Below are 26,473 nucleotides of genomic sequence, written 5' to 3' on the forward strand. Positions count from 1 at the left end.
TTATACTTTTTTTAAAATAATTTTTTCGTTTTGTTTGTCAAGTATTTTTTGAAAAAACTCTTTTAATGCTTGATAATAATCGGCTGCAACAATAGCTTTACTAATCTCAGATGTCATAATAATTTGCACTTTATTTCCTGTATTGGCAATAACATACTTAAAAGTTCCTATTCCGTCAACACCGGCAATATTCAAGCCTGTAGGAATGGTTTCTACCACATATCCTTCCGGAATTTCAAGCGTAATATTGTATTTACTTTGAACAGGAAAACCAAAATCAACAGGGTATTCTCTTGATTCTTGTTTAAAAGGATTCTCTTTGACTCCTAAAAATAAGGACGGAGTAATATAAATTTTATCATTGATTCTCTCAAAATCCTTAGTGTCTTTAAATGCATACGATTCTACGATAGGTTTTGATAAGTCTAAATCATTTTCTCTTGTATATTCATTGACTTCAATACTATTGTTATCACTCTCTAATTCTTCTAAATAAGTATCTTCTTTCGTTGCTGCATTTTTTTGTCGGAACGATAATGCTTCTTGATCCGTAAATTGTTTTCTTAACTTCCCTGATATAAAACCCTCTTTACTTACAACAGCATTCATATTCACCGTTTCCCTCGAAAGCGTTGTTGGAGTTAGGCTTACTTCTGTTGATGTACCATCTTTTCTAATTAAGCGACCAAACCAGTTTAAATCTCTTAGAGGAAGCACATTTGGCAATGAAAATTTTTCGGTAGCATCCAGTAAAACTAATCCACTAGGTGTTTCTATTGCTGCTATTACATAATCAAAAGCAGTTCTATTTGGAAAGATCGCAACTCCGTTAGAACGTGTACTCAACAATACTGGATTAGCAGTTAATCCTGCATAACGCAACATAGCGGTTAACATTAGGTTAATTTCGGCAATATTCCCCGTTTTATCTTTGTAGGCTTTTTTAACTCCGTCATTACAAGAATATCCATAATAATTATTCCATTTTACGTTAGCCTTAACAAAATTAAAAATGGCTGCCACTTTTTCTTCTGGTGTATTTAGACCTGCGATTACAGCATTTACATCATTTTCAAAGTAACCCGTTTTTTCCAATTCTAAACCAAAATCATCATAATCATAAATTGTTTTGGCCACTGCTTTCCAATCGGTGGATAACGATTTCAGTGGTTGATTTGGATATTTAATAAGAGAAAGTTCTTGAATTAAACTAGACGTATAATTTTCAATATTATTAACATACGCTTCCTCTTTCATTGCAGGCAAGTTTTCAGCTAAATAAGTGGTTCTCGTTTCTTCGTACGATAATTTACTTTGACTGTAATTACTGGCTTGTCCTTTCATTAATCCAGCACCTTCATCTCTTTCCATTGTAGAAAAAAGAACTGCTTTTGCCTTTTTTTCAGCTGTTACTTTTGGAAATATAAATCCTTTATAATTAACATTAAAAGTATAATATTCAGGAATAAAAGTACGATACTCCGAGTAATTGACTGGAATACTCGCTTGAAAACTCCAGTCTTTTGGACTGCCTACATAAGGCGTTTTTATAGTATATTCAAATTCAATTACTGAACCTTCTTGCACATTGGGCATAGATATTTTTTTTTGGCCCCAATATCGATTTACAACCTCATCAAATTCACCGTCTTTACTCAGTTTTGTTTTTTCGATTTTTCCATCGACAAGATTATAGGTAATCGCATCTGAAAAGGTGACATTTTCTTTGGAACTATTGCCTATATAGTATCTTACTTTTTGATTAGCCCAATCATATCCTTCTTTCTTGTAAATCTTAATTCGTGTTTGCACCTCAGTAGTCATTACAAATCCGTTACTTTTGGAATAATCATAACTAGTTTTTCCTTTTTTAAATAATACCGCAGCAACAGCATCATTGTCTTTTGGATGTGCTTTTTCTTGTAGTTCTTCAATAGATACTTTTCCTAATTCGAAATTTTGGGCATTTGTTTTAGAAAATAGAAAAACAAATAAAACAAGCAAGAAAGTTTTTTTTAGATGCATTTGTAATTAGATTTTTGTTAATATTATTTTTTCACTTTGTTTATCAATCATCCCTTGATAATAGGATTTAAGCATGGAATAATATTCTGAAGAAACGATTGCTTCATTTATTTGATGCGTAATTGCTAACTGAATTGAATTATCAGATGAAGTGGTCATAAATTTAAAACTTCCTAGGTTATCTTCCATTGTAATCACAGTTGGAGCTGGAAGCTGTTCTACTTTATATCCCTCAGGAATATTAATATTTATTGTATATTTTTCTAAAAAAGGAAATCCATAATCAATAGGATATTCTCTTACTTCTTGTTTAAAAGGATTTTTTAGATTAGTAAAAAACAACAAGGGTTTTACATAAATTTTTCCTCCAATACGCTCACTCAAATTAGATCCCGAAAAGGCATAGGTTTCCATTATTGGCAATCCAAGATTTGCTTCATTATTTCTAGAATATTCCTTTATCTCAATACTATTGTTATTGTTCTCTAATTTTTCTAAATAAGCATCTTCAGTAACGCTATTAACATTGTCCCTAAAAACCATTGCATTATAATCTGTTTGTTGTTTTCTTAGTTTTCCTGTTATAAGTCCATTAGCATCAATAGAATAATTCATCATCACTGTCGTATTAGACAATGAGTTAGGCATTAGATTCACTTCATCTGATGTTCCATCTTTTCTAACCAACCTGCCAATCCAGTTCAACGCTCTAAAAGGCAAAACGTTTGGTGTTGAGAATTTATCTGAAGCATCAAGCAATATAACCCCAGTAGGAGTTTCAACAGCAGCTATAACATAATTGAAAGCAGTTCTATTGGGAAACATAGCAATTCCATTAGAACGGGTACTTACTAAAACTGGGTTAGCAGTTAAATTCGCATAGCGCAACATAGCGGTAAGCATCAAGTTAATTTCAGCTATATTTCCTGTTTTATCTTTATAGGCTTTTTTCACTCCATCATTACAAGAATACCCGTAATAATCGTTCCATTTTACCTTTGTTTTTAAAAAATTAAAAATGGCTGACACTTTCTCATCAGTAGTTGTTAAACCAGCAATAACACCCTTTAAATCATCCTCAAAATAGCCTGTTTTATTTAATTCAGGGCCAAAATCTTCATAATCATAGATGGTCTTTACAACCGATTTCCAATCTGTAGATAACATTTCTAAAGGTTTGTTTGGAGATTTAATCATTGACAATTCTAACGACACACTACTAATATAATTATCGACATTATTGACATAAACCTCTTCATTCACAGCAGCAAGATTCTTAGCCACATAGTTTGTATTCGTTTCTTGATAAAAAGTCTTTCTTTCCGAAAATTTGGTTCCTTGCCCAATAATTATTTCCTTGTCAACCATAACTATTTCTTTGTTTTTTTTGTCAGAAGTAATTGTTGGAGTTACAAACCCTTTAAAATGGGTTGAATAAGTATAATATTCTGGTATATAAGTTTTATATTCAGAATAATTCACTGGTATTCTTGACTGAAAATACCAATCTCTAAGGGAACCTACGTTTGGAGATTTAATAGTATATTGGTATTCTATTACTGAACCTACTTTTACATTAGGCATCGTAATTTTCTTTTTACTCCAATATCTATCAACTACTTCTTCAAATTCACCTTCACTTTTTAGTTTTGTCTTTTCTATTTTTCCATCAACCAAATTATAAGTAATTGCATCTGAAAAAGTGACTTTTTCTTTAAAAGAGCTTCCCATTCTAAATATTACCTGTTGATTTGCCCAATCATAACCTTCTTTTTTATAGATTTTAATACGAACATCAACAGTAGTAACTACGGTAAAACCAGCGTCATTTGTATATTCAAAATTAGTTTCTCCTTTTTTGTATAAAATTGCAGCAACTGCAGCAGTATCTTTTGGATGATTTTTTTCTTGAAGTTCCGCAATAGAAACTTTACCTAGCTTGAATTCTTGTGCACATAAACTTGAAAAAAAAGCAGGCATAAATAATAAAAGAGCAAATAGTTTTAATTTCATTGGTTTAGATTTTGGTTAATATAATTTTGGCGTTGTCGTTTCTTGATACTTGCTCTACAAAGAGACGGTATTCATCATATTCTGTATTAGAATACAATCCTTTTTTAATAGATAAACTGCGTTTATATACTATAGTACTGTCATCTTTTTTAATAAATTCTGTTTTATATTCCCCAAATTTATTTTTCAATTCAAAATTAGACGGCAGAAATTCGATGGCAAACTCACTTGGTAAAGCAACCGTTATTTCGTCACTATCAGCAAAACCTCTTTGAATTTCAAATGGGTTTTTTCTGTTTCTTATTCTTTTTATACTTGTAGTGTATTGGTTATAAGCATTTATGGCAAACATCATTTTACCTGACAATAAATTACCATAGTTTGCTGCACTTATTTCAACCTTTTCAGCAAAACTGACACTTGACTTATCATTTAAAAAAGATAAGTTGTTGATTTTTAAATTGTTAATAGTATTCCAATACTCTTTATAATGTTGTTCTTTTTCTGTTGGCTGAAGATTTTCTATTGGTTCTTTTTGACTGTATTGCGACCCTTTGGATACTATTTCAATTTTACCTGCCAAATCACCATTAGCAGCCAAAGAATAATTTCCTGAACTGATTTGGCTATTGTATTTATCGATGTATTTTTGAGTATGTACAATTTGACCTCCATCTGGTTTTATAACTAGAACATCTCTATCGTCAGTAAAAGTTCCTTGAAACCCAAAAGGGGCATCTTGACTTGTACATTCGAGCCAAGTATAATCATCTCCATTTGGGATGGCTAAAATCATATGATTTCCTTGCATAGACACAAATTGTGATTCAATATCTTTCTTATGACTATCTCCATATAAAACGGTATTATAGGACGGCACGCCAACTGTTTCTAAAAGTGCTTTTGTATAATTAGTCAAAGCCTTACAGTCTCCATATCCTAAACGATCAACATCATTGGCAAACATTGGTTTCCAACCTCCAATTCCTACTTGAATACTAACATACCTAGATTTTTTTTGAACATAATCATAAATCAATTGTGCTTTCTTTATTGGATCTGTTTCATCTCCTATTAATGTTTTCATCTTTTCTTTTGTACCTTCAGGTAGACTAGTTGTTCCTGATAAAATATCGTCATAATACCATTTTCCGAATTCTTTCCAAGTCTTGGCTCTTCCATCAACATCTTCTAAATGAAAAAGTTCCAAACCCATCATGACTTTTGGAAAAAGAGAACTATAGGACGGGCTGTAATCTTCTTGCTTTTGCACTGGAATATTTATGGCTGTATAAGACAATTGAGTTGAAGTGTCTATCGTTTTTTGAATGTTGAAATTCGCAAAATTAAATTCCATTTTTTTAAAACCCAGATTATCTGGATAAGTCACATTCAAAACACTTTTCTCTACACTTACAAAAAAATTGGAAATAGGGTACCATTGCGGAATAAAGGCTGTAGTAGACGTTTCCAGTTTACTTTCATAAACAACTGTAAAAGGATATTGTGTAGGTGTATAATCTAAATAAATATAACGGCTATCAGAGAATAAAGTGCTTCCACCTGCAGCACTGTTATCTTTAAAATCTTTCCTTTTTATTTTTTTTATTTCTTTGCCTGCTGCATCATAAATGGTTGCCTGAATATCTTTGACAGTTGTTTTTTTATCGTAATTCTCTACAGCATCAATCTCCGACAGCCCTTTCTCATTTAAAACCGTAATTACTCTAGTTGAATTGATAGTCATATCTCGTTGGGAAGCGATAACAATATCTATTTGATTCAAACGAACAACAGCATTGGCATTTTCTTTTAAACTATCAGCAATAAGTAATGCCGAATAATCATTTTTTTGGGATTGTACGGTAAAAGTTGTAAAAACAACTAGGGATACCAATAGCATTTTTATTTTCATAGTAGGTTTTGAGAGTTTGAATAATTACCAAATAAGAAGGACTACATAGTGTAACAAAACCCTCTAAGGGAATTTTTACTTTATGTTTTGGGAATTTTAAGTATTCGTGGCTATCAAAAATAGAATAATTCTGACAATAAACAAGTTCTACTCTCTATTTTTACTATCTATGATTATGGTAACTGGTCCGTCATTTAAAAGACTCACTTTCATGTCGGCTCCAAAGATTCCGGTTTGGATTTTCTTTCCTAGCTCCAACTCTAATTTTTCAATAAAGCTTTCATATAGCGGAATAGCAACTTCTGGTTTTGCTGCTTTAATATAAGAAGGGCGATTGCCTTTTTTAGTTGCGGCATGCAGTGTAAATTGACTCACGACAATTACTTCGCCTTTAATATCTTGAATCGAGTGATTCATGACGTGGTTTTCATCATCAAAAATTCTGATTTTTGTAATCTTACCTACTAACCAAGTTAAATCCTCTTGCACATCGGCATCCTCAATACCTACCAAAATCAACAGCCCTTTTTGGATATCGGCTATTACTTTATGATCTACTGTAACAGAGGCGGAAGAAACTCTTTGAAGGACTACTTTCAAATTAATGGTGAATTATAAATGGTTACTTGTAAATTATTTTCTCGATTCATCGCTTTCCATTCGATCTTCATTGTAAATATCGGTACGATAATGCTCGTCATCTCCTTCTAAAATTTTAAGGTAACTATTGTATCTCGACCATGCAATTTCATCTTTTTCTAAGGCTTCTTTTACAGCACATTTTGGTTCGTCTTTATGCAAACAATTATTAAATTTACACTGATCTTTTAATTTGAAAAATTCAGGGAAATAACCACTAATCTCGGCTTTTTCCATATCTACCATTCCAAAACCTTTAATTCCTGGAGTGTCTATAATGCTTGCGCCAAAAGATAAATCATACATTTCTGCAAATGTAGTTGTATGTTGCCCTTGTTTACTGGCGTCTGAAATTGTTTTAGTTTTTAAGTGCAAAGACGGTTCCATAGCATTCACCAACGTTGATTTCCCAACACCCGAATGTCCCGAGAACATACTTACTTTACCAATCATCATTTCTTTCAAGGCATCGATTCCTTTCATTTCGGTAGATGAAACTCTAAGGCATTTATAACCTACTTCTTGATACACATGTTGCATATACAACTGTTCGTCAAGTGTTGGTTCGTCAAGAGTGTCTATCTTATTAAAAACCAAAATAGTTTCAATCCCATATGCTTCTGCAGTTACTAGAAAACGATCAATAAAATTAAAAGTCGTTGGAGGATTATTTACCGTAACCAATAAAAAAACACGATCAATATTTGACGCAATAATATGCATCTGATGGGATAAGTTGACTGATTTACGTACAATATAATTCTTTCTTTCATGAATATTATGAATTGTTCCAGTAACCGTATCCGATGATTCTTCGAGTTCATAATCCACAACATCACCCACAGCAATTGGATTAGTGCTTTTAATTCCTTTGATACGGAATTTCCCTTTCATACGGCATTCTATAAAATCACCTTGTTCTGATTTTACAGTGTACCAACTTCCTGTAGATTTATATACGAGTCCTGTCATGTTGCAAAGGTAAAATTTTGTTTCAAGTTTAAAGTTTAAAGTTTAAAGTTTTTAATAGTGTCTACAAATAAAAAAATCCCCACAACTTTAATTTAAAAGCTGTGGAGATTACTATTATAAAATCCTAATTTTAATTATGCATTAAGTACTTTGTCTTGATGACCAATACTTTCTTGGTGAATTGCTTTGAACATTCTAAGAATAAATTCTTCTGAAAGTCCTTTTTTCTCCCCTTCAAGAATCATTTTTCCAAGAATTTCGTTCCAACGTGTGTTTTGTAAAACAGCCACATTTGAGTCTTTTTTCACTTGACCAATTTCGTCAGCCACTTTCATTCTTTTTCCTAATAACTCTAATAAATTAGCATCAAGAACATCAATGTTTGCTCTTAATTTTGTCATTTTATTAGCATATTCATCCGTGTCTCCACTTACTTTTCTTACTCTCAAATCTTTGAAAATTTGTTTCAAAGCATCTGGCGTTACTTGTTGTGCAGCATCACTCCATGCATTATCTGGATCAATATGTGTTTCAATGATCATTCCATCATAGTTTAAATCTAATGCCTCTTGAGTTACTTCAAGAATCATATCACGGTTTCCAGTGATATGAGATGGATCAATGATTAATGGTAAATCAGGGAATTTATTTTGTAATTCAATAGCAATTTGCCATTCTGGAATGTTTCTGTATTTTGTTTTTTCGTAAGTAGAAAATCCTCTGTGAATTACTCCAAGATTTTTAATTCCAGCAGCATATAAACGCTCTACACCACCTAACCACAAAGCCATATCTGGATTCACTGGGTTTTTGATCAATACAATTTTATCCGTTCCTTTCAATGTATCAGCAATTTCTTGAACTGCAAACGGGTTTGCAGTTGTACGAGCACCTACCCACAAAACATCAATATCATGCTCCAAAGCTAATTTACAGTGTGCCGCTGTTGCTACTTCAGTTCCCATCAATAAACCTGTCTCTGCTTTTGCTTTTTGCAACCATTTCAAACCAATTTCTCCCACACCTTCAAATCCTCCTGGACGTGTTCTTGGTTTCCATATACCTGCTCTAAAAACACTTACATCTGAATCTTTCAATTCATGAGCAATTTTTAATACTTGATCTTCAGTTTCAGCACTACAAGGTCCTGCAATTACAAATGGATGAGTTAAATTAAATTCATTCAACCAATTTCTCATTTCTTTCTTGTTTTCCATCTTTTCTAATTATTTATTTTATTATTTTTTTTTGTGTTGTTCTTCTTTATTTAATCTTTGCAAAAATTATTTTTTTACATTCATTCCATTCAATATTTCTTTTATTTTATTTACACTTTCCATTTCATCAAAAATGGCATTGTATTCATCCTTTACCAATAAATCTTTAAATTGAGTCAAGTTGGCTATATATCCTTCTAAAGCTTCCACCACTTCCAACTTATTTTGTTTGAAAATTGGGGTCCACATAGCAGGCGAACTTTTTGCCAAACGCACTGTACTTTCAAAACCAGAACCCGCCATATCAAATATATCCTGCTCGTCTTTTTCTTTGTTTATTACTGTTTTTCCAAGCATAAAAGCACTAATGTGAGACAAATGCGACACATAAGCAATATGTTTGTCATGTGATTTTGGATCCATATAACGTATTCTCATTCCCATTGCTTTAAAAAGATCTAATGCTTTCTCTTGCAATTTAAAAGCCGTACGTTCTACTTCACAAATTATATTTGTCTTACCATTAAACAAATCATGTATTGCTGCTGATGGACCTGAAAATTCTGTTCCTGCAATAGGATGTGTTGCAATAAAATTTCTTCTTTTAGGATGGTTAGCTACCGCTTCACAAATAGGCGCTTTGGTAGAACCCACTTCAAAAACAATAGAATTTTCTCCTACAGCATCCAATACCTTAGGCAATAGCGTTAAAGCGACATCCACTGGAACCGATACAATTACAAAATCAGCATTCGATAGATCTTCGAATTGGGCGGCTTCATCAATAACCCCTAAATCCAATGCTTGTTTCACATGACTTTCGTTATGATCGATACCATAAATAGTGGCTGATGGATCTAAGGTTTTAATGTCTAACGCCATCGATCCTCCTATTAATCCTATTCCTATTATATAAACTTTCATTTAATTAAATCTATCAATTGCTTCCTGTACTTTTTCTTCCCCTACACATAATGCAAAACGAATATATCCTTCTCCGTTACTTCCAAAAATTGTTCCTGGTGCTATAAAGAGATGTTTCTCATGTAAGATTTGGTCTATAAATTTTTCAGCTGAAGTTATTCCTTCTGGCAATTTGGCCCAAACAAACAATCCAACACCTTCCTTATATACTTTACAGTTTAATTTCTCCGCTAATTGTTCTGTCAAAACACGACGTTTCTTGTAAATTTCATTCATCGAATCAAACCACGCTTTATCACTTTTTAAAGCAGCTATAGCCCCTTTTTGAATTCCAAAAAACATACCGCTGTCCATGTTGCTTTTTACTTTCAAAACAGCATCAATACAAGCTGCATTCCCCAGAACCATTCCTACTCTCCATCCTGCCATATTGAACGTTTTACTTAAAGAATTTAGCTCTAATGCTACGTCCTTCGCGCCTTCCACTTGTAACAAACTCATTGGCTTATCATTCAAAACAAAACTATATGGATTGTCATTGATTAATAAAATAGTATGTTTTTTGGCGAAAGCCACTAACTTTTCAAATAACTCCAAACTTCCTCTCGCCCCTGTTGGCATATGTGGATAACCAATCCACATAATTTTAACTTTAGATAAATCTAATTTTTCTAAAGCGTCAAAATCAGGTTCCCAATTTGTACTTTCTTTTAAATCATAATAAACGGGAACAGCACCCACTAAATTAGTTACTGAAGTATAAGTAGGATATCCTGGATTTGGTATTAATACTTGATCTCCTTCATTTAAGAAAGCCAATGAAATATGCATAATACCTTCCTTAGAACCCATCAAAGGCAAAACTTCAGTATTGGGATTCAAATCCACATTATAGTTGTTTTTATAAAAATCAACCATTCCATTTCTCAATTCCGGTAATCCTTGATAACTTTGATAACCATGAGCATTTTCCTCTTTCACGGCAAGAACCACTGCATCAATAACTTCTTGTGAAGGTTGCAAATCCGGACTTCCAATTCCCATATTTATTATTGGATTCCCTTCGGATGCCAATTGTCTTACTTCTCTCAATTTAGAGGAGAAATAGTATTCTTCAATGATATCTAATCTTTTTGCTGTTGTAATCATTACTGTTTTTTAAATTCTTTTGACCTTGATGAGTTTATAACTTTTGACTAATTATGGCTTTGTATTTTTATATTCGCCCAAAACTTTAAAATACTCTGCCATTATTTCTAATAACGATTTTGCTTTTTCGTAATCTGCATATTTTTCAAAAGTTACATCCACAAAAAAGGAATATTTCCAAGGTGTTTCAATTTTTGGCAAGGATTGAATTTTGGTCAAATTCATTTTGCAATCACTCATTACATTAAGTACAGCTGCTAAACTCCCTCTTTTATGATCCAATTCAAATTTCAAAGACGCTCTGTTAATATCTTCCTTTGCTACAAATGCATTCTCTTTTTTAATTATAACAAAACGAGTCATGTTATTTTTAATCGTTTGAATTTCTGGTGCCAGAATTTCTAAATCATACATAATTGAAGCCGTTTTACTGGCAATTGCAGCGATTCCTTTTAATTGTTTCTCCTGAATTCTACGAGCTGTTTCGGCTGTATCTTTATCTTCAACTAATTTTATATTAGGATATTTTTTTAAAAAATCCATACACTGTAATAATGCCATTGGATGAGAATGTACTTCAACAATATCTTCCAATTTTTGTCCCTTAAGCGCCATCAAATTTTGATGAATACTTAAATAATGTTCTCCAATGATGTGCAAATTATTCTTATCAATCAACGCATAATTAGGAATAATAGGCCCCGCGATTGAATTTTCAATGGCCATAACTGCCTGCTCCGATTTTCCTGACAATAGACTGTCCACTAATTCTTCAAATGACAGACACTCGTCTACTGCTATATTTTGCTCAAAATATTCTTGTGCCACTTGATGGTGAAAAGAACCTAGTATCCCTTGAATTGCAATTTTTGTTCCCATTTATTCCAAAAAAAAATCCTGATTTTCATCAGGATTGTATATTATTTTTATTTGTTTCTTTTATTTCAAATAACCATAGCACAATCCTTACTTCCTATAAAAGAAGAAATAAGTGTTGCTAAAATAAAAACGGTTATTAGTTGACATTTTGATGTTTTTTTTCAATGTTATCAATGCAAATGTATAAACATATTCAATACAAACACATAAAAAAATATGATTTTATCTAACAAAAAACGAATTCTTTGTGAAAGCGACTTTTGATTACCAAATACTTAAAAAAATAGGTTTTAATCCATTGCTTTTTAAATATTTGAAAAGTGCTTTGGGTTAAATTTATGACTAATAAATCAGTTTAGCGAGCTAATTTTACTGAAAGCCATTCTTTTCCTTCTGAAATACGCGTGATTAACATCGCCGAGACTACATCTCCATTCGCATTTAGCAAAGTAGCCATGGGATCAACTAATGTTCCTACAATCATGGCTGCAGGTAAAGCTTGTTCCATTGGAAAACCATAAATAGTGATTGCTAGAATCTCCCCAATATATCCACCATTAGGAATTCCTCCTTCAACTACCGAAACGATAACCGTAATCCCTAATGCTAAAAGTAAGGTATTGGGATCTGTAAAATCTTTACCGAACATGGCAAAAATTACAGCAATTTTTATAATAGATGACATACTTGATCCATCTTTATGCAAAGGAGCTCCTAATGGAATTGCAATATTACGGATATGTGAAGGAACATTCATTTTCTCTGTTGCCTCCAGATTTGCTGGAATTGTTGCAATACTACTGCAAGTTCCCAAAGCTGTTAAGGAAGGTGCAATATTATTACTCCAAAACACTTTCAATCCGTTATTTCCTCCTGCAAGGAAAGCATACAAACTAAAGAACACCACAAAGTAGAATCCACATACTGCATAATAAAGTCCTAATGGCTTAGCATAGGCTCCAAATAACTGCGGTCCAAAAATACCTACTTGATACGCAAAATAAGCACCCAAACCTACCGGTGCCGTTTTCATAATCAAGTGTAGTAATTGTTTCATTACCTCGTTTCCTGAATTTAGGAACCCTCTAAAACTTTCTCCTTTCTCTCCCGAACGTAAACTGGCAAATCCTATTAAAAAGGAGAAAATGATTAAAGCCAACATGCTTTTTCTAGAAAGCAATTCATAAAAATCATTGGCAGTCAGTAATTGAGTGATTTGTGATCCAGGACTAGTGGTTTGCATACTCTCCAATGGAATTTTGGAAATGATAATATCTTGATGAATTGGAAAAAGCAAAACACCTATTATCATAATTATAGCCGATACCAATACCGTACTTAAAAATACTCCAATAACGACTACAAATAACTTTCCTAATTTTTCTGATTTTTCTAAACTGGCAATTGACGACGCTATCGTAAAGAAAATCAAAGGAATAATAGCCGTAAAAAGTAAATTTAGAAATATATCGCCAAGTGGCTTAATCACTTCTACATCTTTCCCAAAAACCAAACCTAATATACTTCCTGCAGTTATACCACATAATAACCATATAATACCACTATAGGTTTTAAACAAACTCTTACTTTCTTCCATTTTTAGATTTGCTTTTTATAATTTTTTATAAATATATCATTCTATTTCTCAAATACCAATAATTAAAGATTAAGTAGTAATCCCTTTTTGATATTGTCTAATAAAAACAATAAATCAATCTTTTTCTTTTTACTTTTGCTACAAATAATTCATCATGTCAATAGCAGTAAATAATATCTCTAAAAGTTATGGTGCCCAAAAAGCACTTGACAACGTTTCATTTTCTATTAACAAAGGAGAAATTGTAGGTTTTCTTGGTCCTAATGGTGCTGGAAAATCAACTTTAATGAAAATATTGACGACCTATATCAATGCCGATGAAGGTACTGCGCAAGTGAATGGGAACTATGTAAACTCAAATCAAAAAGCAGTGCAGCTTTCTATAGGTTATTTACCAGAACACAATCCCTTATACTTGGATTTGTATGTTAGAGAATATCTTGCCTTTAATGCCGAAGTCTATAAAGTTGCTAAATCCCGAATCGAAGAAGTAATTCAACTAACTGGTTTAAGCACTGAAAGTCATAAAAAAATAGGACAGTTATCCAAAGGATTCCGTCAACGTGTTGGCCTTGCCAATGCTTTATTACACAATCCTGATGTTTTAATTCTTGATGAACCTACAACAGGTTTAGATCCGAATCAATTAATCGAAATTCGTAATGTGATTAAAAACGTAGGGAAAGATAAAACGGTTTTCCTTTCTACACATATTATGCAAGAAGTGGAAGCACTTTGTGATCGTGTCATTATCATCAATAATGGTAAGATTGTAACCGACAAAAAACTGGACAACTTAATTTCTGAAGATAAGGAACAAGTAATCGAAGTAGAATTTGATTATAAAATCGAAGAACAAGTGATTGCTAAAATCGAAAACATATCTTCTTATAAAAATACTCATGACATGATTTGGGAACTGACTTTTAAAACGGACAAAGACATGCGCCCTATAGTTTTTGATTTTGCTACAGCAAATGGTTTAAAAACATTACAATTGAATCAGAAAAATAAAAATCTAGAAGCTATATTTAGAGAGATTACAAAATAAGTTAGTATTAGGAATCAAGTTACCCGATAAAAAAAGCTCGTTTAAAATTATTTTAAACGAGCTTTTTTTTAATTTATCAATGATTTCAAATAGATTGTAAACAACAATGATAACACAATTGCCGACAGCCGAACTATATTTTTTACAAAAACACTATTAAAACTTAACGAGGGTAAATTGGATTTTGTTTTTAGAAAAAAGTCAACTAGACTCTTATAATCTAACGAAATCAAGAACAAAACACCAATCGTTAACACTACAGATTGCAATAATGCACCTACATTCATTTGATAAAAAACATTAATTAAAGTCAAATTAGCTAGTAGTGCAAATAAAATTATGGATCCAAGCAATACAGTTCTTCGAAACAATAATAAATAACCACTCCCAATTTGGATCACTGCTACTATAATTCCAAAAGTCTGTGAATGTCCAAAATAAAACCAAGTCAGCCATTCACCTGATAGCTTATTGATAGGTAAACTTGCAATTTCAGTAGGAACTATAAATTGAAGTCCGTAAAATTTTTTCCACCCAAAACTGGCAATATTAAAAGCAAGACAATATCGGATAGTACTATACGTAAAACCATATATCTTATCCGATTCCACTTTTTGCTTTTGTTCTAAATAATGCCATATAAACGGAAATAGTAGCGTAACCAATAAAGAAATCCCAACTAAGGAAAAAACTATTATTGGAGGAAACCAAGAAATATTCCCGCCGTTACCCAACATTAAGACTAAAGCCGAAAACACTATACCAAGGGTTAAAGAAGTGCTAATTTTTTTTGATAATGAAGTTGATTGTTCTAACATATCGTTTTATATTTGAATTAATAGTCCACAAATTTGGTTATTAATCAAATATCAACTGTTCCGATGTACCCGTTCGAACCTATTTAAACTACTTTTTTTCTAAAACTAAATTTGCTTTCACAAATGCCGTTGGAGAAATCCCCACATACTTTTTAAAAGTAGTATTAAAAGTGGTTTTGGAATTAAATCCCGATTCATAAGCAATCCCTAAAACATTTAGTAGCTTGTATTTTTCAGACAACAACAAAATTTTCGCCTCTTCTATTCGGTATTTATTTATAAAATTATAAAAGTTATCTCCGTATAATTCGTTAATCACAAATGAAGTTTCATTACAACTAGCATTCATACTGTTGGCTAATTTTGGTAAACTTAAATCATTCTCTAAGTACACTTTTTCAAAATTCATAAGTATCCGCAATTTTTCATTTAATTCATTCAATCGTTTTTCTGAAACTCTTTTAGGATTATCTTTTTTATACTCTCTAATTGTCGAAAGTTCATTTAAATCGTTTTTATTAAAATCAAAAACTTCTTTTTGCTGTAAAGAAAAATAAGCTAACAAAAATACAGCTACAAAATAGAGTAAAGGCGTAAGCTTAATTAAACTTTTTAAGTCGAAAAAAATAAGATTGAACCAAACAATTACAATTAGCATCAAAACCAATAAAAAATATTTGAGCCAAGAAAGATCACTTTTCTCCGTTGACGATGAAAATTGACGTATGTATTTTATGTGTTTTTGCAATTTGCTAAAAGATAAATACCAATAAATTATTGCTTGGAGCGGTAATGCTGTTTGCAGAATAAAAAATATAATTTTGCCAAAAACATAACTGAATTCAATATTTTTACCTGTAATAAAAAACGGGAATCTGAAAAGCAAAAAAATCAAAAAGGGTAAAAAATGCCATACATTTTTCTTGTCAATTTTTTTCTGTAATGAAGTAAAGTATAAAATACTAATATAAAGGAAAGGAGCAGTTAGAAACCTGACCAAGCCAATTAATTCAAATACATTAGGATGTCTTAGATAGATTTTTTGATAAGACATAGGTATTTCAAGCATTGCTAATCCGAGCGTCATAATAAACAATCCCAAATATTTATTTGCAATTAAATTACTTTTCTGAGGACGCGCAATAAGTAAAAATCCCAGTAGAAAAGCAGCTCCAGAGGTAATCCCCATTATGATTGGAAAGTTTATCATATCAAAAAATTATTGATTAATGGTCTTGCTGGAAAGAAACATCAATACTCCGCAAAATAATTATTTTCTTCAAACCAATCTGTTAATCTTTGTGGCCATGTTTTCAAAGCATTAGTCGTAGCCCTTTTTCCCATATTGAAAGCATGTGATCCTTTTGAATACAAATGCATTTCTACGGATACATTTGCTTGACGGTATTTATTAAGTAAGTCAACTATAGGAGAGGAGCAACACAGGTCATCATTTGCTGCCAATAAAAAAGCGATAGGCGCATCTGGTTTTATTTCTTTTGGTATAAACAAAGGGCCAGGATAAATTAATATTTGAAAATTAGGTTGTGCATCTTGTTTGTCAATCAAATCAGAGGAATTTTCAATACCATTATTTGAAGTGTATGCGACCAATGCTACTACTTCTCCTCCTGCCGAAAACCCCATGACACCAATACGATTTGAATCAATTTTGAAGTCATCAGCCTTACTTCTTATTAATCTCATGGCTCTTTCCACATCTTGCTTCACATGAATTTCTAGTTTGTACGGTGAATCTTTCTCTCTTGCTAAACGATATTTTAAAACAAAAGCAGTAACACCCAAACTATTTAAATACTCAGCAGCATCTTTCCCCTCTGAATTGAATACTAAATTTTCATGACCTCCTCCAGGACAAATAAGAACAGCCATTCCATTAGGTTTCTTAGGTAAATAAGCTGTTATAGATGGATTATGAATGTTTCTTACCCACCAGTCTTTAGCCTGTTCTGGTTCGTTTTTACGGTTTTCAAAACCAGGAGCTCCATTTTCCCAAAGAGGAATTGTCAAACCACTTTGTTGTGAAAATCCAACATTAAAAATAAATACAAAAAACAAAAGAAAATAAAGATTGAATCTCATCTATTAGACTTTTAAATTATTGATTTATAAATATAACTATAAAACTCTAAATTTTGTACTAATCAAATGATTGCTTTTATAATCATCATTAAACTAACCGCAATCCCATTTTCACACTTTTCTGATTATTGCAGTAAAAAATTACAAACAAGACTATTCAGTTTAAGTGCTATAAATAGAATAAAATCTAGAAGCTATTTTTAGAGAGATTACAAAATAAGTTAGCAAAAGGAATCAAGTTACCAGATAAAAAAAAGCTCGCTTAAAATTATTTTAAACGAGCTTTTTTAAAGATACTAAATATGATTTATGATTTTGGCAAAGGATCTCCAACCGCTACATCACAACGATGTCCCTCTTTTCCGTGTGCAGGATTTATACCTGGAGGTGTTTCCGTATCGGCGGTAGCAGTTGACAATAAAGTGGGCACTGGTTGCTGAACTGTATATTCTTGTGAAGATTGAGTTGAGTTTGTTGCTTTTGCGGTTGTTGAAGACGAATTTAACGGAGCACCAACAGCAATATCGCAACGATGATTTTTCTCTCCATGTGGTGGATTCATCCCTTTTGCAGTGACCGTTTTGGCTGGACTATTTTGTGTGGGCCCCATTGGAGTAGATTGTCCATTTGTAGGTTGTACCGCAATACTTTCATTTACTGACGAATTCAATGGTGCTCCAACAGCAATATCACAACGGTGATTGGGTTGTCCATGTGCTGGATTAATTCCTGCTGCAACTGAACTTGCTATTCCATTATTATTTTCATGAAACAAGTTATGATTTTGGGTCGCAACTAATGTTGACTGGCTTTGAAGCCCCGTATTTGTTTGTTGAGTGAAAGGCACAACTAACCTTGGGTCACCTTGTTCTTGCGCAACATCATTATTTTTACAAGAAATAATTAGTATCGCAACTGCAAGAAGGGAATAATTAAAATATCTCATACTAAAATCATTAAGAGCTGATAATCAAATATAAGAATTTAAAAACTCGTAAGCAAGCTCCAGAATAACTTCTCATTTGACCACTTTAATTCTTAAATTGACAACAGACTTTCCTTCATTTCGTTCATCACAATTTGGATATCATTTTCATTAGTTCTCCAATTTACAAAAGAAGCCCGAAGCCCTTTTCGGTTTTGATAAACTGTTGGTGTCATAAATACTTTTCCTTTTTCATTTAGATGTGTCAAAAATTGATTTACTTTTTCTTGGTTATGGTCTCCCGCCAAAGTAAAACAAACGTTATTCAAACGCGTTGGTGCTAATAATTCAAAGTTTTCGTTTTCACTAATAAAAGCATCAAACCGCAATGCCATCGCAACGCTATTTTCTATTATATCTTGATAGCCTTGTTTTCCATATGCCAATAATGAAAACCAAACTGGCAAAGCTTTTAAACGTCGAGAATTTTCAGGTAAAAAATTGAGGTAACTAAAATTATCAAGAGGATTCCCTAAATAGGGTGCATTAGAATTTTGAAAAGATTCAATTTGAAGATTTTTATGTTTTTCCTTTACCAAATAAAAAGCACTTTCATAAGGTACATTCAACCATTTATGACAATCCACTGTAATGCTATCCGCATTTTCCCAACCACTAACCAAATGACTGTATCTAGGCGAACAAGCAGCAAAACCTCCAAAAGCTGCGTCGATATGCCACCAGAAATTGTATTTACTTTTCAGTTTAGTAATAGCATTGAAATCATCAAAATCAGCTGTATTTACGGTTCCTGCACTAGAGATTAAAATAAAAGATTTCCCATTTAAGCTTTCAATATTTTTTTCTAAATCGGCAATATCAATCGCTTCACGATTTCCTTCAATTGTTTTTATCTTAGTGAAATTTTGACTACCCATTCCTAACATCGCCAAACATTTTACAGAAGAAGAATGCGGTGTTGCAGACAGAACATGAATGGGTTCCGAAATTCCGTTTTTAGCAAAATCTTTTCCTAATTGACTACCAATCCATTGTCTCGCTACTGCTAAACAAGTGAAATTAGACATAGTCGCGCCGGTTACAAATCCTCCAAGATAATTTTTCGGTAAATCTAATAACTGCAACAACAGATTAATTGTTTCTATTTCTATCAACGCAGAAACACCTCCTTGTGCATTAGTAGCTTGTGTATTTTGATCATAAATGGTAGCCAACCAATCCCCAACAATAGAAGCTGGAGTTGCTCCTCCGGTTACAAATCCCCAATACCTCGGGCCCGTTTGTGAAACCATCAATGGTGCTAACCGTTCATTAAATTCTTCCAAAGTTGACAAAGAACCTAACCCAACATCATTAAGATTTCGATCTGTTGTTATCTTATTTTTATTTGAAGTAGGTACGGTATCAATTGAGTTTAAAAAATCAATTCCTTGTTGCTTTACTTTTTCAAGAATATTTTTAACTTCATTTAAGTCTTGTTGGAGTATTGGGTTCATTTGCTTAGTTAATTTAAATTAAAAAAAAAGTCCCGACAGGTATATAAAACCTGTCAGGACTAGTAGAACAACATCGATTTTATTTTATAATTAAAAAACCTTAGAGGCTATTTGTCTAATATTTTCTGATTTTCCCATAGAATAATAATGCAATACAGGAACACCCGCCGCTTTTAATTCCAATGATTGTTGAATTGCCCATTCTATTCCCACTTGTTTAATCTCCGTATTATTTTTACACTGATCAATTGCATGAATTAAATCTTCGGGTAAATCGATACGGAAAATTTGAGGTAAAATTTGTAAATGTCTTTGCACTGCAATAGGTTTAATTCCTGGAATAATAGGTACGGTGATTCCCATTTCTCTTGCTTTAGCAACAAATTCAAAATATTTTGAATTGTCAAAAAACATTTGTGTAACCACATAATCTGCTCCTGCATCAACCTTTTCTTTCAGTCTTTTTAAATCAGAAATTAAAGAAGGAGATTCCAAATGCTTCTCTGGATAACCTGCAACACCGATACAAAAATCAGCTTTGTTATCAACATGCATTACGTCATGTAAGTACTTCCCTTCATTCAATTGATGAATTTGAGATACTAAGTCAACAGCATAATTATTTCCACCAGCTTTTGGAACAAAAGACTGTTCGTCTTTCATTGCATCGCCACGTAATGCCATTACATTATTAATTCCTAAATAATGACAATCCACCAATAAATACTCTGTTTCCTCTTTAGTAAAACCTCCACAAAGTACGTGTGGTACTGTATCAACAGTATATTTATGCTTAATCGAAGCACAAATACCCAAAGTTCCTGGACGCATTCTCGTTAGTTTTTTATCTAATAAACCATTGCCTTTATCCACATAAATATACTCTTCACGAGAAGTCGTTACATCTATAAATGGGGGCTTAAACTCCATTAACGGATCAATATTATCGTATAATTCTTGAATCCCTTTTCCTTTTTGAGGTGGAATGATTTCGAAAGAGAATAATGTTTCTCCTTTGGCATTTTCTATATGTTCAGTTACTTTCATTTTATTTTTTGTTTCAGGTTTAAAGTTTAATGTTTAAAGTTCTCTTGAGTAACTTGAAACATTAAACTTTAAACAAGTTTTTTAATCTGCGATATTAGGATTCAACCATTTCATTGCCATATCGGTAGAAATACTTCTACGTTTAGCATAATCAATAACTTGGTCTTCTTTTATTTTTCCAAGTCCGAAATACTTACTTTCTGGATTTCCAAAATAATATCCTGAAACGGAAGATGCTGGCCACATCGCCATACTCTCTGTTAAAGTCACTCCTATTTCTTTTTCTACATTTAGCAATTTCCAAATTGTAGGTTTTTCTAAATGGTCAGGACAAGCAGGATAACCTGGTGCAGGACGAATCCCTTTGTAATCTTCGGCAATCATCGCTTCGGTACTCATGTTCTCATCTGATGCGTATCCCCAAACTTCTTTACGTATTTTTTCGTGTAGGTATTCGGCAAAAGCTTCTGCAAAACGGTCTGCTAATGCTTTCACCATAATCGAATTATAATCGTCTAAATCTTTTTCAAATTCTGCAGCCCATTCATCAACACCAAAACCGGTAGTCACACAAAAAGCACCCATATAATCTACCTTCCCATTGTCTTTTGGAGCAATAAAATCAGCTAAAGCGATATTTGGTGCTCCTTTTGTTTTTTGAGATTGTTGGCGCAACGTCAAGAACGTTTGAAATGGTTTTCCGTTTTCGTCTGTCAATTCAATATCATCATCGTTGATTTGATTTGCAGGGAAAATTCCGTAGATTCCTTTAGCAGTCAATTTCTTTTCTTTCAAAATAATGGCTAACATTTCTTGTGCATCCGCAAAAACCGAAGTGGCTTGCTCACCCACAACATTGTCGGTCAAAATCGCTGGATATTTACCAAACAATTCCCATGTTCTAAAAAACGGCGTCCAGTCGATATATGGAACTAGAATTTCTAAATCAACTTCGATCACTTGCTCGCCTATTATATTTGGTTTCACAGGCGTAAAATTATCCCAATCCAATTGCAATTTATTTTTACGGGCTTGCTCAATAGTCAAGAAATTTTTGTCTCGTGAACGATTCAAAAACGTTTCTCTAAATGCATCGTACTCCGCTCGTATATCACTTGCGTATATTTTCTTTTCACTATTCAATAAATTTCCAGCCACCGTTACAGCTCTAGAAGCGTCATTGACGTGAATTACAGTTTCTCTATATTGAGGTGCAATTTTTACAGCAGTATGCGCTCGTGAAGTTGTTGCTCCCCCAATCATTACTGGTATTTTTATATTTCTTTTGTCTAATTCTTTAGCCAAATAAACCATTTCATCAAGTGAAGGCGTAATCAATCCGCTTAGTCCAATAATATCTACATTGTGTTCAATAGCCGCCGCGATAATTTTTTCGGGAGCCACCATTACACCAAGATCAATAATCTCATAGTTATTACAAGCAAGCACCACTGAAACAATATTTTTTCCAATATCATGTACGTCTCCTTTTACAGTTGCCATTAAAATACGGCCTGCAAAACTGGAAACACCATCTTTCTCGGCTTCAATAAAAGGCAATAGATAAGCCACTGCTTTTTTCATCACACGAGCTGATTTAACTACTTGTGGTAAAAACATTTTACCAGAACCAAATAAATCTCCCACCACATTCATTCCCGCCATCAAATTGATTTCGATAACTTCAATTGGTTTTGTAGCTGCTAATCGAGCTTCTTCAACATCTTCCTCTATAAATTGATCCACCCCTTTTACAAGTGAGTGTGTAATTCTTTCTTGAACAGTTCCTGAACGCCATTCTTGAACAGCCTTTTCATTACTTTTTACATCTCCTTTTACATTCTCGGCAAAATCCAATAAACGCTCTGTAGCATCATCACGTCTATTCAAAATTACATCTTCAACATGTTCTAATAAATCTTTTGGAATCTCATCATAAATTGAAAGCATTTCTGGATTTACAATACCCATCGTCATTCCATTTTGAATGGCATGATACAAGAAAACGGAGTGCATCGCTTCACGAACAGTATCATTTCCTCTAAAAGAAAACGACACATTACTTACCCCTCCACTAATGTGTGCATGCGGTAAATTTTCGCGAACCCATTTAGTCCCTCTAAAGAAGTCCAACGCATTCAAGCGGTGTTCTTCCATTCCAGTTGCAACTGGAAATATATTTAAATCAAAAATAATATCCTGAGCCGGAAAACCCACTTTATTCACCAAAATATCATAGGAACGTTGGCAAATTTCAACTCGGCGTTCGTAATTATCCGCTTGCCCTGTTTCATCAAAAGCCATGATAATTGCTGCAGCACCATAGCGCTTAATTAGTTTTGCATGGTGAATAAATTGCTCTTCTCCTTCTTTCAAAGAAATAGAATTTACCACACTTTTTCCTTGTACTACTTTTAGACCTGCTTCGATAATATCCCATTTTGAGCTATCAATCATAATAGGCACACGAGAAATATCGGGTTCGGCAGCAATTAAATTTAGGAATTTTGTCATGGCATATTCACCATCCAGCATTCCTTCATCCATATTAATATCGATGATTTGCGCACCACCTTCTACTTGTTCCTTAGCAATACTTAGTGCTTCTTCGTATTTTTCTTCTTTGATTAATCGAAGGAATTTTCTAGAACCTGTTACATTGGTACGTTCTCCAATATTCACAAATACGCTATCAGGCGTAATGATTAAAGGCTCTAATCCCGATAATACAAGGTTTTTTCTAGTTTCTTGTGCCATTTTTTATTTTTATTTGTCCTGCAAGGTTTCTAAAACCATGTAGGTTTAACTTTTTAATTCTTCTTATTTTGGGCGTGACCACAAGGGTCGGGCTATTCGTTACAAGTCCTCGACTAATTCCGCTTTCGCTTCATTTGTCTGTGGGCTTTTCACTGCTATCCCTCACGCGGGCAATGCCCCTATCATTACGAGAAACGAATTCTCTCGTCCTACAATCCTGCAAGGTTTTTTTAACCTTGTAGGTTTATTTCTCGATTCACTTTCTCAATTTATACCTACAAGGTTAAAAAAACCTTGCAGGAAAAGCTATTTACTTATAATGTAGCAGTTTTAGACGCGATAAATTGCGTCTCTATCCCCGTTTACATTGTTGCCGAAGATACTCTTGGTTTATAATCCTTGGCGATATCAGCAATTAACTTGATGTGTTCTGGCGTTGTTCCGCAACAACCGCCTATAATGTTTACTAAATTATCGTCTAAATAGGTTTTAATTTGCGCTTGCATCTCTTGTGGTGTTTCATCGTATTCTCCAAAGGCATTTGGTAATCCTGCATTAGGATGCGCTGATACATTGAAAGAAGTATTTTGTGATAAAGTCTGCAAGTATGGTTTCAACAAATCGGCACCAAGGGCACAATTGAAACCTACACTCAATAATGGAATATGAGAAACTGAAACCAAGAAAGCCTCTACTGTTTGCCCCGAAAGTGTTCTTCCTGAAGCATCGGTAATCGTTCCTGAAACCATGATGGGAATATCGATATTGCGTTCGTCTTTTACTTCTTCAATAGCAAAAAGCGCTGCTTTCGCATTTAAGGTATCGAAAATAGTTTCAACGAGCAATAAATCACTTCCTCCGTCAATTAATGCTTCCACTTGTTGCTTGTACGCAATGCGCAAATCATCAAAAGTTACGGCTCTATATCCTGGATCGTTTACATCTGGTGACATACTGGCAGTACGGTTTGTTGGTCCTATTGAACCCGCTACAAAACGAGGTTTGTCTGGATTTTTAGCTGTCCATTCATCGGCTACTTCACGGGCTAATTTTGCCGATTCATAGTTCAACTCATATACAATATCTTCCAGATGATAATCGGCCATACCGATAGTCGTTCCTGAGAAGGTATTGGTTTCAACAATATCAGCTCCAGCCTCAAAATAAGCTGCGTGAACCGCTTTTATGGCTTGTGGTTGTGTAAGTGACAATAAATCGTTGTTTCCTTTTAAGGAATGTGGAAAATCTTTGAAACGCTCTCCACGAAAATCTTCTTCGGAGAAATTGTAGCGCTGCAACATGGTTCCCATCGCTCCATCGAGGATGAGTATGTTTTTTTTAATGGCTTCTTGAATACTTGACATAACTTTTTATTTCTTGTAAACCACAATGATTTGTTGTGATTTATACTTTTGATTATTAATTACAAAAGTTCACTATTGTTTCTTTTTAGCCCTGATTGCAGTGAAAATCCTTTTTATCCTGAATTTAGTTCAGGATCCTGAACTAAATTCAGGATAAAAGATTGAAACGGAAAGCAGGAAGGATGATGGTAAAAAAGCACCAATCATTCGCTCTAAAAAAATATCGATATGTTGTCAAGAAAAGGTTTGAGAAATACTATAAAAGTATTCTTGTGTTATCTATCTTGGATGCTGAAACAAGTTCAGCATAAAGTAGAATGTAGCACCTTCTTTAAAGATAAAGGGTTGCTAAGGTTTCATCGGGTCTTTCCCTCCGCCTTTCGTGATAACTTTCAATAAATATAGGAACAGTGCAAAGTAAAGACATAGCGCTAATACTTGCAAGTATTAGCGCTATATTTTTTAACTTGAATGTGATAAATTGTTATACTATAGCTTTTACCACTGCTTTTGGCGCCTCTTTACGAGTTCCGTCAAAACCGTCAACACCAGAAACTGTAGTATATTTCAACACATATCGTTTCCCTGGATTGATAATTTGGTACGCTGCCTGGCACATTAATGTTGCTTCATGGAAACCACAAAGAATTAATTTTAATTTACCTGGATAGGTATTCACATCTCCAATGGCAAAAATACCCGGAATATTAGTTTGATAATCTAAAGCATTGTTTACTTTGATTGCATTTTTTTCAATTTCTAATCCCCAATGTCCTATAGGACCTAATTTTGGTGTAAGACCAAAAAGAGGAATAAAGAAATCTGTTTCAATTTTACGATGCGCTCCATTTTCATCAATGTCAATTGATTCAATATGTTCTGCTCCGTTTATTCCTACGACCTCAGCAGGGGTAATCATACGAATTTTTCCGGCATCTTTTAATTCTTGTACTTTTTCAACAGAATCTAATGCACCACGAAATTCGTTACGACGGTGAATCAATGTCACCTCAGAAGCCACATTAGAAAGGAAAATACTCCAGTCCAATGCTGAATCTCCTCCACCAGCAATTACTACTCTTTTGTTTCTAAACTCTTCAGGATCTTTTATAAAATATTTAATCCCTTTATTTTCATAGAAATCAATTCCATCAATAAGCGGCTTTCTAGGTTCGAAACTTCCTAAACCACCTGCAATTGCAATTACTTTTGCATGAAACTCAGTTCCTTCATTTGAAGTTACAATAAAACTTCCGTCTTCTTGTTTTTCAATTGTTTCAGCACGTTCACCAAGAGTAAACCCAGGTTCGAATTGCTTGATTTGCTCCATTAGATTATCTACTAAATCTCCTGCTAATACATCAGGAAATCCTGGAATATCATAAATAGGTTTTTTAGGATATAATTCTGATAATTGACCACCTGGTTGTGGTAAAGCATCTAATATATGGCATTTTAATTTTAATAATCCTGCTTCAAAAACGGCAAATAAACCAGTTGGACCGGCTCCTATTATAAGGATATCTGTTTCAATCATGTTCAATACTTTTATTCCTCCCCC

At 33.3% G+C, this 26,473-nt stretch carries 20 protein-coding genes and 1 riboswitch; of the genes, 1 reads left to right on the forward strand and 19 read right to left on the reverse strand.

The window, feature by feature from the left end:
- From AB3G39_RS00190 to AB3G39_RS00235, 10 genes are all read right to left on the reverse strand, one after another.
- Window positions 1-2,025 carry a DUF3857 domain-containing protein gene (locus AB3G39_RS00190; RefSeq protein ID WP_367773375.1) on the reverse strand — a complete coding sequence of 675 codons (2,025 nt, stop codon included), beginning with the start codon at window positions 2,023-2,025 and terminating at the stop codon, window positions 1-3.
- Window positions 2,026-2,031: 6 nt separating this feature from the next.
- Window positions 2,032-4,038, reverse strand: coding sequence for a DUF3857 domain-containing protein (locus tag AB3G39_RS00195; RefSeq protein WP_369765745.1), 2,007 nt, complete (start codon window positions 4,036-4,038; stop codon window positions 2,032-2,034).
- Window positions 4,039-4,042: 4 nt separating this feature from the next.
- Window positions 4,043-5,953, reverse strand: coding sequence for a DUF3857 domain-containing protein (locus AB3G39_RS00200; RefSeq protein WP_369765746.1), 1,911 nt, complete (start codon window positions 5,951-5,953; stop codon window positions 4,043-4,045).
- 147 nt (window positions 5,954-6,100) lie between these two features.
- The gene (dtd, locus tag AB3G39_RS00205) at window positions 6,101-6,553 is read right to left on the reverse strand and encodes a D-aminoacyl-tRNA deacylase (protein WP_369753062.1); all 453 of its coding nucleotides are present in this window, start codon (window positions 6,551-6,553) and stop codon (window positions 6,101-6,103) included.
- 33 nt (window positions 6,554-6,586) lie between these two features.
- Entirely contained in the window at window positions 6,587-7,564 is a 978-nt protein-coding gene (gene rsgA / locus AB3G39_RS00210) for a ribosome small subunit-dependent GTPase A (protein WP_367756963.1), read from the reverse strand.
- Between the two features lie 134 nt (window positions 7,565-7,698).
- Complete coding sequence (locus AB3G39_RS00215) at window positions 7,699-8,781, reverse strand: chorismate mutase (protein ID WP_367756961.1); 1,083 nt, start codon at window positions 8,779-8,781, stop codon at window positions 7,699-7,701.
- A 66-nt stretch (window positions 8,782-8,847) separates the two neighbouring features.
- On the reverse strand, window positions 8,848-9,705 hold the full coding sequence (locus AB3G39_RS00220) for a prephenate dehydrogenase (protein WP_369765747.1): 858 nt from the start codon (window positions 9,703-9,705) through the stop codon (window positions 8,848-8,850).
- Window positions 9,706-10,854 (reverse strand): pyridoxal phosphate-dependent aminotransferase, encoded by a 1,149-nt coding sequence (locus tag AB3G39_RS00225; RefSeq protein WP_367756957.1) that lies wholly within the window; start codon window positions 10,852-10,854, stop codon window positions 9,706-9,708.
- 51 nt (window positions 10,855-10,905) lie between these two features.
- The gene (locus AB3G39_RS00230; protein WP_367773363.1) at window positions 10,906-11,733 is read right to left on the reverse strand and encodes a prephenate dehydratase; all 828 of its coding nucleotides are present in this window, start codon (window positions 11,731-11,733) and stop codon (window positions 10,906-10,908) included.
- Window positions 11,734-12,088: 355 nt separating this feature from the next.
- A complete protein-coding gene (locus tag AB3G39_RS00235) occupies window positions 12,089-13,330 on the reverse strand; it encodes a dicarboxylate/amino acid:cation symporter (RefSeq protein WP_367773361.1) in 1,242 nt (413 codons plus the stop codon).
- Window positions 13,331-13,484: 154 nt separating this feature from the next.
- Between AB3G39_RS00235 and gldA the strand changes: the two genes are divergently transcribed.
- The gene (gene gldA, locus AB3G39_RS00240; RefSeq protein WP_367773359.1) at window positions 13,485-14,381 is read left to right on the forward strand and encodes a gliding motility-associated ABC transporter ATP-binding subunit GldA; all 897 of its coding nucleotides are present in this window, start codon (window positions 13,485-13,487) and stop codon (window positions 14,379-14,381) included.
- A gap of 68 nt (window positions 14,382-14,449) precedes the next feature.
- Here the strand turns inward: gldA and AB3G39_RS00245 are convergent, their stop codons facing one another.
- The 9 genes from AB3G39_RS00245 to AB3G39_RS00285 all read right to left on the reverse strand — a co-directional run bounded on the left by AB3G39_RS00245 (window position 14,450) and on the right by AB3G39_RS00285 (window position 26,449).
- On the reverse strand, window positions 14,450-15,199 hold the full coding sequence (locus AB3G39_RS00245) for a hypothetical protein (protein WP_369753059.1): 750 nt from the start codon (window positions 15,197-15,199) through the stop codon (window positions 14,450-14,452).
- A gap of 88 nt (window positions 15,200-15,287) precedes the next feature.
- Complete coding sequence (locus AB3G39_RS00250; protein WP_367773355.1) at window positions 15,288-16,409, reverse strand: helix-turn-helix domain-containing protein; 1,122 nt, start codon at window positions 16,407-16,409, stop codon at window positions 15,288-15,290.
- Window positions 16,410-16,450: 41 nt separating this feature from the next.
- Window positions 16,451-17,302 (reverse strand): alpha/beta hydrolase, encoded by an 852-nt coding sequence (locus AB3G39_RS00255; RefSeq protein ID WP_367773353.1) that lies wholly within the window; start codon window positions 17,300-17,302, stop codon window positions 16,451-16,453.
- 307 nt (window positions 17,303-17,609) lie between these two features.
- Entirely contained in the window at window positions 17,610-18,248 is a 639-nt protein-coding gene (locus AB3G39_RS00260) for a hypothetical protein (RefSeq protein ID WP_369765748.1), read from the reverse strand.
- A gap of 92 nt (window positions 18,249-18,340) precedes the next feature.
- Window positions 18,341-19,744: an aspartate aminotransferase family protein gene (locus tag AB3G39_RS00265; RefSeq protein ID WP_369765749.1), complete on the reverse strand. Its 1,404-nt coding sequence runs from the start codon at window positions 19,742-19,744 to the stop codon at window positions 18,341-18,343.
- A gap of 90 nt (window positions 19,745-19,834) precedes the next feature.
- Entirely contained in the window at window positions 19,835-20,791 is a 957-nt protein-coding gene (metF, locus tag AB3G39_RS00270) for a methylenetetrahydrofolate reductase [NAD(P)H] (RefSeq protein WP_367773347.1), read from the reverse strand.
- A gap of 81 nt (window positions 20,792-20,872) precedes the next feature.
- The gene (metH, locus tag AB3G39_RS00275) at window positions 20,873-23,548 is read right to left on the reverse strand and encodes a methionine synthase (RefSeq protein WP_369765750.1); all 2,676 of its coding nucleotides are present in this window, start codon (window positions 23,546-23,548) and stop codon (window positions 20,873-20,875) included.
- Window positions 23,549-23,910: 362 nt separating this feature from the next.
- Complete coding sequence (locus tag AB3G39_RS00280; protein ID WP_369765751.1) at window positions 23,911-24,912, reverse strand: homocysteine S-methyltransferase family protein; 1,002 nt, start codon at window positions 24,910-24,912, stop codon at window positions 23,911-23,913.
- A 272-nt stretch (window positions 24,913-25,184) separates the two neighbouring features.
- Window positions 25,185-25,304, reverse strand: a riboswitch (SAM riboswitch).
- Between the two features lie 92 nt (window positions 25,305-25,396).
- On the reverse strand, window positions 25,397-26,449 hold the full coding sequence (locus AB3G39_RS00285; RefSeq protein ID WP_369753054.1) for an NAD(P)/FAD-dependent oxidoreductase: 1,053 nt from the start codon (window positions 26,447-26,449) through the stop codon (window positions 25,397-25,399).
- Window positions 26,450-26,473 lie beyond the last annotated feature (24 nt).

The sequence above is a fragment of the Flavobacterium sp. WC2416 genome, assembly GCF_041200095.1.
Taxonomy (GTDB): Bacteria; Bacteroidota; Bacteroidia; order Flavobacteriales; family Flavobacteriaceae; genus Flavobacterium.